The 15,589-nt window shown below is 67.9% G+C and carries 14 protein-coding genes; 7 read left to right on the top strand and 7 right to left on the bottom strand.

The window, feature by feature from the left end:
* Nucleotides 1-123: 123 nt before the first annotated feature.
* From H6717_17290 to H6717_17280, 3 genes are all read left to right on the top strand, one after another.
* The gene (locus H6717_17290) at nucleotides 124-318 is read left to right on the top strand and encodes a hypothetical protein (GenBank protein MCB9578787.1); all 195 of its coding nucleotides are present in this window, start codon (nucleotides 124-126) and stop codon (nucleotides 316-318) included.
* A gap of 65 nt (nucleotides 319-383) precedes the next feature.
* A complete protein-coding gene (locus H6717_17285) occupies nucleotides 384-1,988 on the top strand; it encodes a DUF2254 domain-containing protein (protein MCB9578786.1) in 1,605 nt (534 codons plus the stop codon).
* A 5-nt stretch (nucleotides 1,989-1,993) separates the two neighbouring features.
* Nucleotides 1,994-2,449 carry a hypothetical protein gene (locus H6717_17280; GenBank protein MCB9578785.1) on the top strand — a complete coding sequence of 152 codons (456 nt, stop codon included), beginning with the start codon at nucleotides 1,994-1,996 and terminating at the stop codon, nucleotides 2,447-2,449.
* Here H6717_17280 and H6717_17275 read toward each other — a convergent pair.
* On the bottom strand, nucleotides 2,407-3,501 hold the full coding sequence (locus H6717_17275; protein MCB9578784.1) for a citrate synthase: 1,095 nt from the start codon (nucleotides 3,499-3,501) through the stop codon (nucleotides 2,407-2,409). The two genes, H6717_17280 and H6717_17275, sit on opposite strands and share 43 nt — an antisense overlap.
* 97 nt (nucleotides 3,502-3,598) lie before the next feature.
* Here H6717_17275 and H6717_17270 point away from each other — a divergent pair, with 97 nt between their 5' ends.
* The 3 genes from H6717_17270 (at nucleotide 3,599) to H6717_17260 (ending at nucleotide 6,887) form a co-directional block, all read left to right on the top strand.
* The gene (locus H6717_17270; GenBank protein ID MCB9578783.1) at nucleotides 3,599-4,783 is read left to right on the top strand and encodes a helix-turn-helix domain-containing protein; all 1,185 of its coding nucleotides are present in this window, start codon (nucleotides 3,599-3,601) and stop codon (nucleotides 4,781-4,783) included.
* Nucleotides 4,784-4,856: 73 nt separating this feature from the next.
* Entirely contained in the window at nucleotides 4,857-5,555 is a 699-nt protein-coding gene (locus H6717_17265) for a hypothetical protein (GenBank protein MCB9578782.1), read from the top strand.
* 132 nt (nucleotides 5,556-5,687) lie between these two features.
* Nucleotides 5,688-6,887 carry a hypothetical protein gene (locus H6717_17260; protein ID MCB9578781.1) on the top strand — a complete coding sequence of 400 codons (1,200 nt, stop codon included), beginning with the start codon at nucleotides 5,688-5,690 and terminating at the stop codon, nucleotides 6,885-6,887.
* A gap of 37 nt (nucleotides 6,888-6,924) precedes the next feature.
* Here the strand turns inward: H6717_17260 and H6717_17255 are convergent, their stop codons facing one another.
* The 5 genes from H6717_17255 to H6717_17235 form a co-directional block, all read right to left on the bottom strand.
* Entirely contained in the window at nucleotides 6,925-7,584 is a 660-nt protein-coding gene (locus H6717_17255) for an HAD-IA family hydrolase (GenBank protein MCB9578780.1), read from the bottom strand.
* Between the two features lie 2 nt (nucleotides 7,585-7,586).
* Nucleotides 7,587-8,765 carry a GNAT family N-acetyltransferase gene (locus H6717_17250; GenBank protein MCB9578779.1) on the bottom strand — a complete coding sequence of 393 codons (1,179 nt, stop codon included), beginning with the start codon at nucleotides 8,763-8,765 and terminating at the stop codon, nucleotides 7,587-7,589.
* 233 nt (nucleotides 8,766-8,998) lie between these two features.
* Nucleotides 8,999-9,940: a hypothetical protein gene (locus H6717_17245; GenBank protein MCB9578778.1), complete on the bottom strand. Its 942-nt coding sequence runs from the start codon at nucleotides 9,938-9,940 to the stop codon at nucleotides 8,999-9,001.
* A gap of 40 nt (nucleotides 9,941-9,980) precedes the next feature.
* On the bottom strand, nucleotides 9,981-11,282 hold the full coding sequence (locus H6717_17240) for a hypothetical protein (GenBank protein MCB9578777.1): 1,302 nt from the start codon (nucleotides 11,280-11,282) through the stop codon (nucleotides 9,981-9,983).
* 40 nt (nucleotides 11,283-11,322) lie between these two features.
* Nucleotides 11,323-12,840: a DUF362 domain-containing protein gene (locus H6717_17235; GenBank protein ID MCB9578776.1), complete on the bottom strand. Its 1,518-nt coding sequence runs from the start codon at nucleotides 12,838-12,840 to the stop codon at nucleotides 11,323-11,325.
* 59 nt (nucleotides 12,841-12,899) lie between these two features.
* Here H6717_17235 and H6717_17230 point away from each other — a divergent pair, with 59 nt between their 5' ends.
* Nucleotides 12,900-13,838, top strand: a complete 939-nt coding sequence (locus H6717_17230; GenBank protein MCB9578775.1) for a hypothetical protein — start codon at nucleotides 12,900-12,902, stop codon at nucleotides 13,836-13,838.
* A gap of 5 nt (nucleotides 13,839-13,843) precedes the next feature.
* Here the strand turns inward: H6717_17230 and H6717_17225 are convergent, their stop codons facing one another.
* A complete protein-coding gene (locus H6717_17225) occupies nucleotides 13,844-15,349 on the bottom strand; it encodes an IgGFc-binding protein (GenBank protein MCB9578774.1) in 1,506 nt (501 codons plus the stop codon).
* Nucleotides 15,350-15,589: the final 240 nt, after the last annotated feature.

Raw genomic sequence — 15,589 nt, 5'->3', positions numbered from 1 at the left:
GCGCGCGCTCCGAGTCGGGCGGAGTGGGAAGCAGAAGAAGCGAAGCGTGAGGCCGCCGAGAGCGAGGAAAGGCGCGAAGAAGCCGCGCCGAAGCGGCGAATCGTCGGCGCCGAGAGCGACGACGTGCCCAAGGAGGTCTTGGTGGTGGTCTCCAAGCTCAAGGCCTACGTGCGGGCGCGCTCGGGGATGAACACCTCCGATGGCGTCACTGGGCCGCTGTCGGACCACCTGCGGCGGATCTGCGATCGGGCGATTCAGAACGCCGCCCGAGACGGGCGGAAGACGATCCTGGATCGCGACATCCCCAAGCCCGAGTAGCTGCAGTTTTCAGGGATTTGGCTGCTGCGCGCGCCCAAATCCGAGTTTCTGTATAGTAGCGGGGCATGACGAACCCGAGCAACTCCGGCCACAGCTTTCGCCGGCAATGGCTCGTGCCCGTGGTGCTGCTCACCTCCGTCGCCTTCGCGATCTTCTGGGCGTTCTACGCGCTCGACGTGTTCTCCGCGAGCCACCCGCACCCGAGCTCCGGCAAGGGACCCCTCGCGCACTACCTGCACTTCGACCCGTCCAGCATCACCGACGCCGTGAGCTCGCTGGCCGGAATGATCGCCGCCGTGTTCGGTATCGTGATCACGGTCGTCAGCATCATCGTGCAGCTGTCCGCCGAGCGCTACACCGGCGTGGCGCGCATGTTCTTGCGCGACCGGGTGAACCTGGGGGTGATGGCCTTCTACCTGGTGGCCTGCGTCTGCGGCGTGTGGCTCAGCGTTTCTTTGCATCAGGACTTCGTGCCGCGGAACACGCTGGTGGCCATGATGGTCGCCACCACCGGCGGCTTGGTGTTGATGGCGCCGTACTTCGGCTACGTGTTCTGGTTTCTCGAGCCGAACAACATCATCTCGCGCATCCGTCAGGACGCGGTGCGCGTCGCCGGCGTCGGCGCCCGGGTCCGGGACCGCGTGCAGTGCGCTGCGGCCCAGGCGCAGACCCTGAGCGCCATGGAGGAGCTCACGGACATCACCAGTAACTCCATCTCCGGCAAGGACAAGATCATCGCCAGCGGGGCGGTGGACGCGCTGAAGGACTTTGCCATCGAGTACGTGCGCGTGAAGCCCGAAGCCACGGAAGTGTGGTTCAACATCGGCAGCGACATCCGGCAAAACCCGGACTTCGTCGCGATGGACCCGGAGAGCCTCCACGACCTCGAGCAGCGCCGCACCTGGGTGGAGTGGAAGGTGATGCGGCAGTACCTCGGCATCTACAACGAGGCGCTGAGCACCATGCGGGACATCTGCTACCTGGTGGCGATCGACACCCGCTACGTGGGGGAGGCCGCCGGGGAGGCCAAGGACGAAGAGCTCATGCGGCTCGTGCTGCGCTTCATGAACTCCTACATGCGTGCCACGCTCAACGCGCGGGACGTGCGCACCGCCTACAACGTGTTGAACCAGTACCGGCTGCTGGTGGAGGCCTACCTGCGGCAGGGCAACGGCGCCATGGCGGTGGAGGCCGTGGAGCACATGCTCTACTACGGTCACGTGAGCTTCGACATGAAGCTCACCTTCGTGACCGAAACGGTGGCGTACGACGTTTCCAGTCTGTGCCAGTACGCGCACGAGCTCGAGAGCGAAGAAGAGCAGCAGATGCTCGCGGAGTTCTTGGAGCTGGACCAGCCGCTGAGCGTGCGCAGCCAAGAGAAGGCGCTGCTCGGCGTCCGCAAGGCCCAGGTGAAGTTGGCGGCGTACTACTTGACCCAGAAGCAGCCGGATCGCGCCCAGCTCATTTCCAACGACATGAAGGACGAGCCGAAAGAGCGGCTGATCGCGATTCGAGATCAGCTCGCGCGGGTGACCAGCAAGGACTTCTGGGAGATCATCGACCGCGGACGCAATTTCGAATACATGCCGCCGCGGCAGCGCTCAGCGATGAAGACGTTCTTCGAGTGGCTCGACATTCACGACGAGCCGTCGGAAGCCGAAGCGAGCTGAGGCCCGTGGAGCGGCGCTTCGAGTCCGTGGTGAGCGCCACGCCGGAGCGGGTGTGGCAGTGGGTCACCAGCATGAAGTGCATCAACCGGGAGCTGTCGCCGTTGATGCGCATGACCCATCCGGCGGATCGCGAGAGCCTGGGCGATGTGGAGCTCGAGATGCCGGCGCATCTGTTCGACAGCCTGTTGCTGCTATTCGGCTGGCTGCCAATCGACCGCAGCCGGTTGACGTTGCTGGAGCTCGAACCGGGGCGTCGCTTCCTGGAGCGCTCGCCGATGTTGGCCATGAAGCTGTGGCAGCACGAACGAACCGTGGAGGCCTCAGGGGGCGGTACCCGCGTCGTGGATCGCCTGAGCTTCGAGCCGCGGCTTGCGTCGTTCTTGGTGGTGCGCTTCGTGGAGGTCCTGTTTCGTCATCGTCATGCAGTAATCCGGCGTGAGCTCGGCGCCGGGCCCACGTAGCGCGACGAAGGCCGGATCAAGCGGCCGCGCTGGCGTTGCTCCGCCACGTGGGCGCACCAGCCGGCGACGCGGCCGCAGGCGAAGATGGCCGTGAAGAGCTGGCGCGGGATGCCCAGGGCTTCGAGCAGCACCGCGGTGTAGAACTCGACGTTGGCCTCTAGACGCCGTTCGGGATGCCGTGCACGGAGCTCCGCTTCGGCGGCGCGCTCCACGCTGCGGGCGAGCGCCAGGCGCTCGGCAACGCTGCCGACGGCTTCGCGCTCCAGCGTCTCGACGGCGCGTTCCAACACCCGCGCGCGAGGATCACGCACGCGATACACGCGGTGCCCCATGCCCATGATGCGACGACCCGCATCGAGCTCGCGGCCGAGCCAGCCGGACGCGGCGTCCGGCGTGGCGATGGCGTCGAGCATGTCGAGCACCGGCCCCGGGGCGCCGCCGTGCAGCGGGCCTTCGAGAGCACCGAGGGCGGCGGTGATCGCGCTCACCCGGCGAGCCCCAGTGGACGCCACCACACGAGCGGCGAAGGTGGACGCGTTCATGCCGTGGTCCGCCACCGTGACCCAGTAGCGGTGCAGCGCAGCGGCGAGCGCGGGATCGGGCACCGCGCCGGAGAGCATCCTGAGCGTGTCCTCGGCGTGATCCCGCTCCGGCGCGGGGGCGATGGGCGCGAGGCCCCGCGCGTGGCGGGCCCAGGCCGCGGCGGTCGCCGCCATGCGTCCCGAGAGCTCCGCGGCGGCGTTCCGTGCTCCGTCACCCAGTGCTTCCTCCGGCACGGCGGCCACCGCGGCACGCAGGGCGCTCATGGCGTCGGGTTGCGCGAGCAGCGCCGGACCGAGGGCGGCATGGCCACGAAGCCGACCGGCGCCGAGCTTTTCGCGCAGGTCGCCGGCGTCGAGATTGCCGTCCGCGAGCAGCGCGATCGCTTCCGATAGCGTCGCGCGCTCGGCGAGGTCTTCCACCTCGAAGCCGCGGATCACGAGCTGCCCGCGCTGGCCGTCGACCTCGGACAGCTCCGTGTCCGCCACCATCACACCTTCGAGTCCGGACATCCGTTCCACGCCTTTCTGCCGGACCGTGCCGGCTTCCCCAGCGTGGGGCCGACTGCTATGTTGATCAACGTTGAAAGGTGAATCAACGAAAGACTTCGTGTCGGCCGCCGAGGCAGCTCGCATCTTGGGTGTGAACGTGCGCTCGCTGTACGCCTACGCCAGCCGCGGAAAGCTCACGAGCATTCCCTCCGGCAGCGGGCGCAGGCGGCTCTACGCCCGCGGAGATCTGGAACGACTGAAGGCGAACAGCGACGCCCGCTCGGGCCACGCCGCCGTGGCGGCCGGCGCCCTGAGCTTCGGAGAGCCGGTGCTGTCGAGCGCCATCATCAGCATTTCCTCCAGGGGGCCGCTGTACCGCGGTCACGCCGCGGTCGCCCTGGCCGACGCAGAAGCGGGTTTCGAGCGCGTCGCGGAGCTTTTGTGGACCGGCGCGCTGCCCACGGAGCGTCCGCACTTCGGCGCGCCGAGCCTCGGGGGGCGGCCTTGCGCGGGAGCGCCGCTGGACGTCTTCGCGCGCTTGCTCCCCGAGCTCGCCGCGGCCGACATGGCCCGCTTCGACGCGCCGGACGCGAAAGAGCACGCTCGCGCGCGGCGCATCGTGCGTCGCTTCGCCGCCGCCCTGGGGCATGCTCGCGCCGCGCTCGCCGCCGACACCATCGCCGAGGCGGTGCTCGTCGCCCTCGGTGTGCGGGTCACCCGAGCGCGCGGCGCCCTCGTCGATCGCACCTTGGTCGTGTGCGCGGATCACGAGCTGAACGCCTCGACCTTTGCCGCCCGCGTGGCCGCGTCCGCCGGGGCCGATCTGTACGCCTGCGTCACCGCCGCCCTCGCCACTCTCAGCGGCCCGCGCCACGGCGGCGCCAGTGCGCGGCTGGAAGCACTGCTCGACGAAGTCGGCACCCCCGCGCGGGTCGCCGCGGTGCTCAGCGCGCGGCTGCGTCGTGGCGAAGAGATCCCCGGCTTCGGCCACCCGCTGTATCGCTCCGGCGATCCCCGCGGTCGCGCGCTCTTGGACGCTGCGCGGCGCCTCTCGCGCCCGCATCGCCGCTTGGCGACGGTGCTCGCGCTGGTGAAGGAGCTCGAGCGCCGCGAGTATCCGCCGCCGAATCTCGACGCGGGCCTGTGCGCCGTCGCGGCGGCCCTGGGTCTCGCTCCGGGCACGCCGTCCGCCCTGTTCGCCATCGGTCGCACGGCAGGTTGGGTCGCTCACGCCCTCGAGCAACGCAGCACGGGTCGTCTGCTTCGGCCCCGCGCCCGCTACGTGGGCGTGCCTCCAGTGTAGGACAGGGTAAGGGAAGGTCCCCCCCGGCGCTGGCGTAGGACCCTCAAGGAGCTCGGGGGCCGTGGAAGTCACGATGAGAGGGTTGGTCTACTCGTTTCGGCCGGAAAACGGCTTTGGTTACGCGGAGCTGGAAGACGGCCGCGAGGTGCTCTTCGACGTCACCGCGTGCTTGGCAGAGCCCGCCGAGGGCCAGGCCGTGCGCGTGGTGTTGGGCCCGCGGGCGGCCGGCAAGCCCAAGGTGCTGCGGGTGGAGCCGGAAGATCAGCCCGACTCAACGCGCCCCGTGACCACCCTCGAAGACGCCATCAAACGCCTGCAATCCGAAGGGATCGCCCTCGAGCTGGGCCCCAGCGCTCTGGGCGTGATCGTGGGTGACCACTCGCTGCCGTCGCTGCCGTCGAGCGTGCCGCAGGTGCTCGCGGCGTACTACGCCCACCCGGAGCTCGGGCCCAATCGCGCGCTCTCGGATCGCTTCTTGTTCGTCGATCGCCTCGAGGATCCCGACGCCGCGCTCCGGGATCTGCTCGAAGCCGAGCCCGAGGGCAACGTCAGCTCGGAGCATCCCGCGCCGCGTGAGCGAGTGGAATCCGCCGTCGACGCCGTCAATCAGCGCTTGTACCTCGACGGTGATGCGCGTCGTTTCTTGCTCCTGCACGGAGCTCCCGGTGCCCTGTGCATGGCCCTTGGCCGCGCGCGCCGTTTGGCGGACGTGTGGGCACTTCCCATCGACTGGGATCGCCCCCACCTGCAAGCCTTGCGCGCTCGCGCCTGACTCGCTTTTCATTTTGATGTTGGTGCGGCGCGAGCCCCGTCGCGTACATGCACCGACAAACACGTCCATAGCGAGCCACTTTCCCTGCTGGCATAGTTCGTACGTTCCAGGAGGTGTGCGATGCGCGGGCGGATCCTTTGCGGCTGGCTTTTCGTTGGGCTTTTGGCGACCACTCAGCTGGGCTGCGGCTCGGACGACGGCGGTGGGAACGCGAACACGGGGGGCGGCGCCGGTAGCGGCAGTGGCGGTGGCTCGAACACGGGGGGCGGCTCCAATACCGGCGGCTCCGGCGCGGGCACCAATCCCGGCAACATCAACAACCCCCTGGCGCACCCCGAGTCCGGACCTCCAGCGGGCTGGGCGGACGGCAACTGCAGCCTGAACATCCCGAACGAAGCCTTGCCTGAAGACGTGTCCAACCCCGACAACGTGATCGGCGACGGAACGCCCGCGTCCTGTACTTCCAAGGCGGTGGTGGACGCCGTGGCCAAGGGCGGCATCATCACTTTCGACTGTGGTCCCGATCCCGTCGTCATCAAGATGACCGAGACGGCCAAGATCGTGAACGACACCGGACCCAAGATCGTGATCGACGGCGGCGGCAAGGTGGTGCTCAGCGGCGACGGCAAGAACCGCATCCTGTACATGAACACCTGTGACGAAGCGCAGAAGTGGACCACGTCGCACTGTCAGAACCAGGACCATCCGCAGCTCAGCATCCAGAACCTGACGTTCTCCGACGGCAACGCGCGGAACGTGGAAGAAGGCGGTGGCGCCATCTTCTCCCGCGGCGGTCGCATCAAGATCATCAACAGCCGCTTCTTCAACAACGTGTGCGACGACGTCGGCCCGGACGTGGGCGGCGCCGCCGTGCGCGTGCTGAGTCAGTTCGACGACAAGCCGGTGTACGTGGTGAACAGCACCTTCGGCGGGGACGCGAGCGGCTACGGCAATGCCTGCTCCAACGGCGGTGGCATCAGCAGCATCGGCGTCTCGTGGACGGTGGTCAACAGCCTGTTCAGCTACAACAAGGCCGTGGGCAACGGCGCCAATCCGGCCCAGGCGGGCACGCCAGGGGGCGGCAGCGGTGGCGCCATCTACAACGACGGCAACACCATGACGCTGTCCGTGTGCGGCACGCTCATCGAGCACAACGAAGTGAACGCCCACGGTAGCGCCATCTTCTTCGTCACCAACGACCACTCCGGCAACATCGTGATCAACGACTCCACCATCCGGCAGAACACCGGCGGCTCGTGGTACGCCCAGCCTGGCATCTCGATGCACGACGACACCAAGATCGAGATCAACAACTCCACGCTGGAGAACTGAAACCGTCGCGACGGGATTCGCGCCGCACCGACAATCTTCAGAGGCCCAGATCGGCGAGGCTGACGTCGCCGAGGCGTTCGATCACCCAGTGGGCCTCGGTGTAACGAGAGGCGTCCATCTCCGGATCGGGCATCGCGATCACCTGCATGCCGGCAGCGCGGGCGGCGGCCACGCCGGCGAGGGAGTCCTCGAACACCAGGCAGCTCTCCGGGGCGACGGACAGCTCCCGTGCGGTGACGAGAAAGATGTCCGGCGCGGGCTTGAGGGCCTTCACCCGCGGGTCGTCGCCACACACGATGGTGTCGAAGTCCGAGAACCAGTCGTGGTGGCCGGTCTTGAGCTCGAACTGCTCTCGCGTGCTGCTGGTGGCCAGCGCCACGGGCACGCGTTCCTGGAGCATCTCCACCAGCGACCGAGCACCCGCCATTTCTCGAGCGGTGGTGAACAGCGCGTCCAGGATCGGCTTCCTGCGGCGTAGATACTCTTCCGGTGAGATGGGCAGCGCGAGCTTCTCCGCTAGATAGCGGGCGCCATCCAGGGCACTGCGACCGATCATGTCGCCCTTCACGGACCAGTCGAAGGTCTTGCCGAGCTCCCCCACGATGGCCTGCGTGGCTTCGGTGTACAGCGGCTCGGTGTCGAGCAGCACGCCGTCGAGATCGAAGATGACGTGAGTGAAAGGGCGGGGAATGCGCATGGTCAGAAGAAGTCGGGCATTTCGGGAGGGGGACCCGACAGCAGCGCCCGGGCGAGGGCCACGGAGGCGTCGTCGGCCGTGAGACTCCCCGAGCGAGCCAGGGCTTCGGGCGACTGGAAACCGGTGTAGAGGGCGGCGAGGCTCTCGACGCTCAGCCGGAGCTTGCCGCTGCCGCCGCGGCTGACATGGCCGCGACCGTTCTCCACCGTCAGCACGATGCGGCCGGAATTCTCGGGAATGTGCGGGTCGTGCACGTCGAGCTCGAGAGATGCGGTCAGCCCTGCGGGGTAGCCGCGGGCCTCGAGGGCGCCCTGCACGTGACAGATGCGGGTCATCCAGTGCTCCCGCAGTCGTACCTCGTACACCCGCTCGGGGATCGCGAGCAGCAGGGGATCCGCGCTCGACCCGCGCCAGGACACGTGATCGACCACGGAGCGGTGGCCGTACAGGAAGGCGAGCACTTTCTTGGCGGCCCACGCGCTGCTCGCCGTCACGTCGGCGAGAGCGAGGTCGAAGTTCTCTCCCGGCGCCTTTCGTTTCTGGCTGAGGTAGACGTAGCCTTCCAGCTTGCCGTCGCGCTCCACCACGAAAGGCTGCGCCGAGGTGCTGCGGGGCGCTTGGACGCGCTGCCAAATGTACGGGCCGCGGGCGAGATAGCCGTCGCGGGTGCGGGCAACTCGCGCGTACAGCGCTTGCATCTCCGCCACGTCCGAGTCATGAGCGGGGCGCACGTCGCCGTTCGGCTCGCTGATGCCGATGCGCGCGGCGGGCATGCGCACGTCGAACAAGCTGCCGGCGAGAGCGTAGCCGGCCTTGCGGTAGAGCGTGAGCGTGGCGGGGTACAAGGTGCTCAGCGCGACGCCCTTGTCGTGGAGCTCGCGCACGGTGGCGTGCATGAGCTCGAGGGCCAGGCCTTTGCCGCGTGCCTCCGGCGCGGCGGCCACGCCCGCGATGCCCACCATGGGCACGGCCTTGCCGCCGAAGTACTGACCCATGGGGATCGTGAGCAAGCCGCCTCGCACGGCGCCATCGCTCGAGTACAGGCGCAGGTTGTCCGTGCCGGAATGCTCGAGCCACTCCGACGCTTCCTTCTCTGGAAAGCCGAAGGCCCAGCCCACGATGCGTCCGAAGGCCGAGAGGTCCTCGGGGCTGCGCAGGCCGTGATGGATCGAGGCGGGCATGACGAGCGACAAGGCGTACTCGGAGGAGCGGGGTCGGGCAAGCTCGGAGATTCGCCGAAGGCGAATCTCCTCAGGGTTTTGTTTGCACCGCTCCGACCGGACGCGTCTCGCGACTCTTCCATCCGATAGACAAGCATGCGCTCGGCCTCGCCGGGTTCTCGCGTGCGACTCAATTCCTCGTGGAGCTTGCTCTGCGCCGCGCGCCGGGGATCGCGCCGGACCAAAATCCAAGCTCAAGGCTGCTTGGCGAAGAAGTAGAGCGGCTGGTGCTTGCCTTCGCTGGCGGTGAAGTAGCCGCTGCCGTCCGCCGCGAAGCCGACGGCCTCGCCCTGCTCTTCCTTGGCCACGGCGCCGGGGCACGGCTCGGTAGACAGCGCCTGCTCGACGGTCACGCCCTTGGTGCGCGGCCAGAGGTACACCCTGGTGTAGGTCTTCACCACGACCAAGCCCCCGTCGGAAGAGATGTCTCCCCCGGTGGCCCGCTCGCTGCCGCGCTCGCCGTTGCTGGGCGTGTCGATGTCGCCCACGAGCTGGGCGATGTTGTCGTGGGCGGTGGAGAGGGGCAGCGCCAGGCGATACACGCCGCTCTTGCCGGTGGTGGTCTTGGTGACGATGTACAGCGAACGCGAGACGGGATCGAACATCAGCGTCTCGGCGTCGTGCACGGCGTCGTCGGAGTAGCGCAGGCCGAATGCGGTGGCGCCCGCGAGGGTGGTTTCCTTGGGCGACTCCTTGCCCGTGAGCCGCGGCTCCTCCACGCGGTAGATGACGGTGCGCTTGCGCGGCCAGGTATTGGTGCCCGTGTCCGCCACGTACAGGTACCAAGGGCCGCCGGCCGTCTCTTGTCCGATGGCGAGATCTTCCCAGTCGGCACAGCTGGCGCCGGAAAGTCGAAACGCTGCCAGTGGCTCGCCGCTCTCGCGAAGGGCGAACAACACTGCGGGGTTGCCGGAGTCGTTGTGGAGCCACAACACGCCGACGTTCTGGCGACTCTGCACGATGCCGGAGGCTTCGACCAGTGCGCTCACGCCCACGCGGCCGGTCACCTTGCCCGGCGCGAAGTGTGGGCACGCCGTCAGCGGCGGCGGTCGCGTGGGGACGGAGGCCGGCGGTTCGGTGTCGCGCTTGCAGCCCACGAAGACGAGGGCGATACAGCCGAGAAGCAGGGCGCGCACGACAGAAACATGCGCGGGAGCGTGCGGCGCCGCAAGCCCGTCAGTTGGAGGCAGTGCGCTCGGGAGCGGAGGGAGCAATCTCCAAGAAACCGCGACCGAGCTCACGGCCGCGGGGCCCGCGCACTTCGACCCGCACTACCCACGGACCGCCGCTGCTCTCCGGCGGAACCACCGCGGAGAGCGAGCTGCCGCTGCGGCTCCAGCTCACCTTCGTCGGAGCGCCGTTGATGGTGACGCTGGGGGTGACCTTGGGTACGTCCGTGCCCTTGGCGGTGACGTGGACGCTGACGCGCACCTCGTCTCGAGGCCAGCGCGCGAGCTTGGGAGACAGCTCTACCTTGGCGGCGAGCTCGATGGGATTGAGGTGGACGCGGGCTTCTTCCTTTGTTGGTGCGACGCGAAGCCGGAGCAGGGTGGCGCGTCCGCGGCTCAGCCCCACGCTGCGCGCCGCGGGAACGAAGAAGCTCGACTTTCCGTAGGTCATCTCCAGCCCCTCGGCGCCGACCAACGCTGCCCGCTGGCTCGGCCCGAGCCAGATGTGGTCGCCCTCGGCGCGTGCGCCTTCCGGCAGCCCGAGACCGACGACCTGGATGCGGGCGTCCGCGGAGCTCGCGCCCGCGAGCCCGAAGGCATCGACCGCCGAAACGCGCACGGCGTAGCGCCCGGGGGTCAAGTCCGGGAGCACCGCGCGGGCGTCCTTGGTCTCGCGGGATCGGATGCGCTCGCCATCGCGCTCCACCTCCACGAAGTACTTCGCTGCGCCGGAAAGCTTCTGCCAGCGCACGGCGCCGTTGGCGGTGCCATCGGCCGCTATGATGAGCGCGCTCTCCGCGCGCGCGTTGGGGGCCGCGAGGATCGCCCGCGGCGTGCCGGCGCTGGCGGGGCTCACGCTGCGGGCCCAGCCGGCGTGCAGCGGTTTCCAGTCGTTGCCCACGGCGGCGAGGGTGTCCTTGTCCAGGGCAGCGACGCTGGCGCTCCCGGGCACGGCGAGCATGCGGTAGTGACCGTCCTTCGCGACCGCGGTGACCCGGCGGGGCGCGCGAATCATGACCGCGGTATTGGATTTGCCGGCGAAGCGCACGTCCACCTGACCCTTGACCAAGCGATACACGTCCACCAACACGGTGGAGCCGTTGCCGTCGAGATCGAGACGCAGCCCGCGCTCGCGCACGAGCTCGGCGTCCGGCGAAAGATCCAGACTCCGCTCGGCGTCGAGCTGTACGTGCTTTCCGTTGCTCCCACCTTGGAGTTGCCGTGCGTTGGCCTTTTCCCCCGCGGCACCCGCCGGCGCCAAGGTCGCCAGCGCGGCAGCGAGAAACACCATGCATCCGTACCGTGCCATCAGCCTCGAAGAACGGCTCGGGTGCTGAACCCTTGAGCAATCATTCGCCGGGCGGCGTGGGGCTCACTTCCGGCGCTGCTTCGCCGCGCTGGCAGGGCCCGTGCTTCTGGTACGGCTTGCCCGTGAGGCGCTGCAAAGCGGTGGAAGACCGCCACATCAGGTAGTTCTTGGTGAACTGCCAGGCGTTGTCCTTACTCACGTAGGGGTTCTTCAGGCCACCCAAGTGCACCAGGAACAGAACCTGCTCCGCGACGGACACGGGACAGCCTTCGAAGCGCACGTACTGCTCGTCCGCGCTCTCCTTCAGCTTCTTCATGACCTTCGCCATCTTCACGTAGATGTCCTCGTGCTTGGCGTGGTGCGGGTCCTTGCGGGAACGGTCCTGGTACTTGCTACGGATCTGCACCAGCTTTTCGCCCAGGTTCCCTTCCCAGGTGGCGCAATCCCCGATGAAGATCACCTTCTCCCCGGGCTTGGCGTCGATGGGTCCCTGATAGGCGCCGAACACCACGTGCAGGTGCGGCAGCTTTTCGTCCGCCTGCTCGTCGTACAGACGCAAGATTTCGATGGCCTCTTCGATGGCACCGGGGCAGCCGCCCCAGCAGTAATCCGTGGCTTCCGGCTCCGGAGGCGGGCCGGCGTAGGCGCTGATGTGGGTGCCCTCGAAGTACTTCTCCACCCGGACCAGGCCCACGGAGAAACCTTCGGCGCGTTCCTTCGCCTGCTCCAGGGTGACGTCTCCGCTGATCTCGATGGCTTCCAGATCGAGGGGGCCAAAGCCGCGCTCAGCGGGTAGGGCGATGTGCGGCACGGTGGCGGGATCCACGCCGATGATGGCGCAGCACACGCTATCAAAGGCGACTTGATTGTTGCCCATCACGATCAGGTTCAGCTTGCGCGGGATGGGCGTGAGCATGCGCCCCTCGCCGGCGATGATCGCGTCGATGGCGATGAACTCCGGCTGAACGATGTACTGCAGGTCCGCGATCTTCTCGTCCAGCCGGTGGTCGTGATCGATGAGCCGGTGGCGATCGTCCTGGATGCCGATGTAGGCCTTGTTGGAGAAGGTGACGGTGGTCCAGGGGTGGGCCTTGAACTTGGGGATGTTCACGAAGCAGTCGGCCTTGGCCACGGGCTCCGGTGTGAACAGGTAGTCGCGCAGGCGACCTTCGTGAGACAGGGGGATCTCGAGCTGCTGCTCTTCCTCGAAGAAGTACTGCTTCACCCCCAGCCGCTTGATCATGGGGTTGTACTCGGCGCCCTCGAAGGCCACGCGAGTGGGCACGGTGATGCCGCAGCGTTCGCCGATGGCGAGCTCCGTCATGGCGCCGTCGTCCCGGTCCCGGAGCGCGAGCAGCACGCCCTCGGCGAACTCCGGACGGGTGAAGGCGTGCTGGAACAGCGGCCCCGACGCCACCAGGTTCGGTTTCACCAACGTGCGGCCGTGGGGTCTCAGGTCGAGCTCCTCCAGGCCTTCGCGGATGATGCGGCGGATGCGCTCCGCATCATAGGTGTCACAGTGCCGGATGATGACCTTGGGACGAGCGGCGGGACGCATGCGCTGAGGGTAGCACGGCCCTTTTCGCCCTAGGTCATCCGCTCTATAGCAAGGCCCGGATGTCCTCACGTGTGTGTGTGTGTGCAGTGCTACTGGCCCTGGCTGCCGGTTGCGAAAAGAAGGAGCCGGCGACGCCCAAGGAGACCCCGGCGCCTGCGGTGACGAGCGCGGTCAAGAAAGCCGCCCCGACCGCGCCCTCCGCCAGCGTCGCGGCGGAGCCCACGGTGAACGCGCCGGATGCCGTGCCCTTCGAGATGCCGAACGGCGAGCTCTCCGCCAAAGCGGGGGAGTTCGTGCTGACGCCCACGCGTAACGCCATCGACGAAGCGCTGGAGATCGGCGGCGACAAGCAGACGTTCATCTACTACGGCGCGCATCTCGAGCGACCGGGACCCACGGCCAGCGTGGTGAAGACGCTCTCGGGGCGCGTGCTGACCATCCCGAACCTGTTGATCTTGCCGGTGGGGCCCAAGGTCACGGCGAAACCCGGGGACGTTCTGCTCACCGCCTGGGCCAGCGGCTCGGGGCTGCAGCGGGCCATCGTGGTGGAGGGCGGCACGCCGGAAAAGCCGAAGGTGCGCTACCTGGACATGACCCTCGATAACCCGAGCGGTTGGGGCGAAAAGGTGGACCAGCTTCCGGAAGGCAGCTTCGGGGTGCTGGACAAGCCTGGCGCCGTCGGCACCACCGTGGCGTGCAGCGACAAGAGCCGGGTGCTGCGCTGGATCCGCGTGGCCGCCAACGCAGATCAGATCCTGGGTCTGGGCTTCGCGGGCAAGATGAAGGCGTTGGCAGCGAAGGACTGCGAGAACGTGCCGGTGGTGCCCAAGGTCAAGGCCGGGGACGCCGTGCGGGTGCCCACGCTCGGCGCCTTCGTGCCCGGCAAAGTCAGCAAGGTAGACGCCGCTATCGGCCGCGTGTGGGTGAAGTTCCAGGTGGGTGGGGACGATCGCGAGGAAGCCGTCGGCTTCACCAACGTGGCCGGCCCTGCGAAGTAGCGGACCTACTTGATGGGGGGCGGTGGCGGCGCGATGCCCTTCAGGTTCAAACCGCCCGGATATTGATAGCTGGTGTAGTTGCCGTAGCCGACGACCTGCAAGCCGACGGGCTTGTCGGAGATGAGCACATGGGCACCACTGGCGCCGACGCCGAGCTTGACCCGTGCCACGGCGTAGCCATCCGCGGCCAACGCTGAAGCTCCCGGCGTGACCGCCGTGCCGTCCAACGTGGCGCTGGCATCGATGGGCATCACGATGTCGGCGTAGCTCACGCTGTAGTCGTCCGGCGCCAGGAACACGTACTTGGTGCGGTACTGCTCCACGGCGAAGGCCAAGCTCTGGGACGGGTCCCCCTTCTGGTTGCCGACCGCGGCGCCGGGGTCGACGATGCTGCCGCCCAACATGAACAGGCCGACGGCGAACTCGTGGTCCCCCTGGATCTCGAAGTCCTTGTCGGTGGGGCCGAACTGCACCACCTGACCGTCGTTGATGGTGGTCGGGGCGCCGGCGGGCTGTCCCGCCGGATAGCTCAGCTGGGTCCCGTTGACGTTGCCGTAGACCCGCACCACCTGCCCGACCACATTGCCGTTGGGGCCCGACGGGGCATTGACGAAGTAGCGCGTGCCCAGCGTTTCTGCCGGGAATACGCTCTCTTCGATGTGATCACAGGCTTGCGCGCCAATTGGTGCCTGGATGCAGGGAATGCCGGTGATGACCTGAACCGGCTTGTCCGCTTGGACCAAGCTACCGCTCAGATCCCCCGTGGTGTTGCCGAGCACCTCGACCACCTCGCCGCGGCCGATGGGGAAGCTGGTCACGCCGCCACCAGCGGTTGCCGGGACTCCGTTTCCGGGAATGATCTGTCCGCTGCCCACCACCTGCACCTTGACGGTGGTGCCGTCCTCCAGCCCCGTGACGGCGAAGTAGGCGCCCATGTTGGCTTGAGGCCAGCTCTGGACGCCGGTGATGCGGTAGTTGCCCGTGGCTGCGGTGCTGGGCAAGAGCAGGGACGCATCGTTCGAGTAGGAGAAGCAACCGACGCCGCCATTGCCGGGGCAGGTGGACCAATCCTTACCCGCGGGTCCGCCCGCCGGTTGGTACTCGAGGGCATTGAACTGGTACACCGTCACCGGGACCGTGGTGGTGAGGTGATAGGCGCCGCCGGGTGCGCGGACGCTGGTGGTCAGCGGCGTGGCTGAGCCCAAGGCATTGGCGGGGGGACCTTTGAGCTCCTTGACCCAGGGGAGGAAGAACTTCTGCAGACCATTCGGAGGCACGGTGCCCGTTGCCACCGGTTGCCCGTCCTTTTCGATGGTCACGTCCGCCGCGGTGTCGCCGGCGTTGGCCACGATCACGGCGTAGTCGAAGATTTCCCACACGTTGTTGGCCACCACCGTCGGCCAGAAATCGCAGCCCAGGTAGGTGTGGGAATCCGCGGCTTGCTGGCACGTCTTGGGATCGCCGTTGAAGCCGGTGGAGCCGTCGCCCGCGCCGCCTTCGATCTGGATGATGCCGCCCGTTCCCGCGCTGCCGCTGGTACCGCTGGTCCCACCGGTTCCGCCGCTTCCGCCAAACCCACTGGTCCCGCCGGTCGCGCCGCTGGCGCCCGCGCCGGGACCGTTTTGGTCGTTGGATGCGGAGCACGCGGAGGCGAGGTTCGCGGCAGCCACGGTGGACAAGGCGAAGAGCGTCGTGCGGCGAAGCCAAGTGGTCATGCCAGCATTGTCCCCCCGCGATCGACGCCTGACAAA

The sequence above is a fragment of the Polyangiaceae bacterium genome (assembly GCA_020633235.1).
Classification (GTDB): Bacteria; Myxococcota_A; Polyangia; order Polyangiales; family Polyangiaceae; genus JACKEA01.
This window is presented reverse-complemented; position numbering and strand designations above follow the sequence as displayed.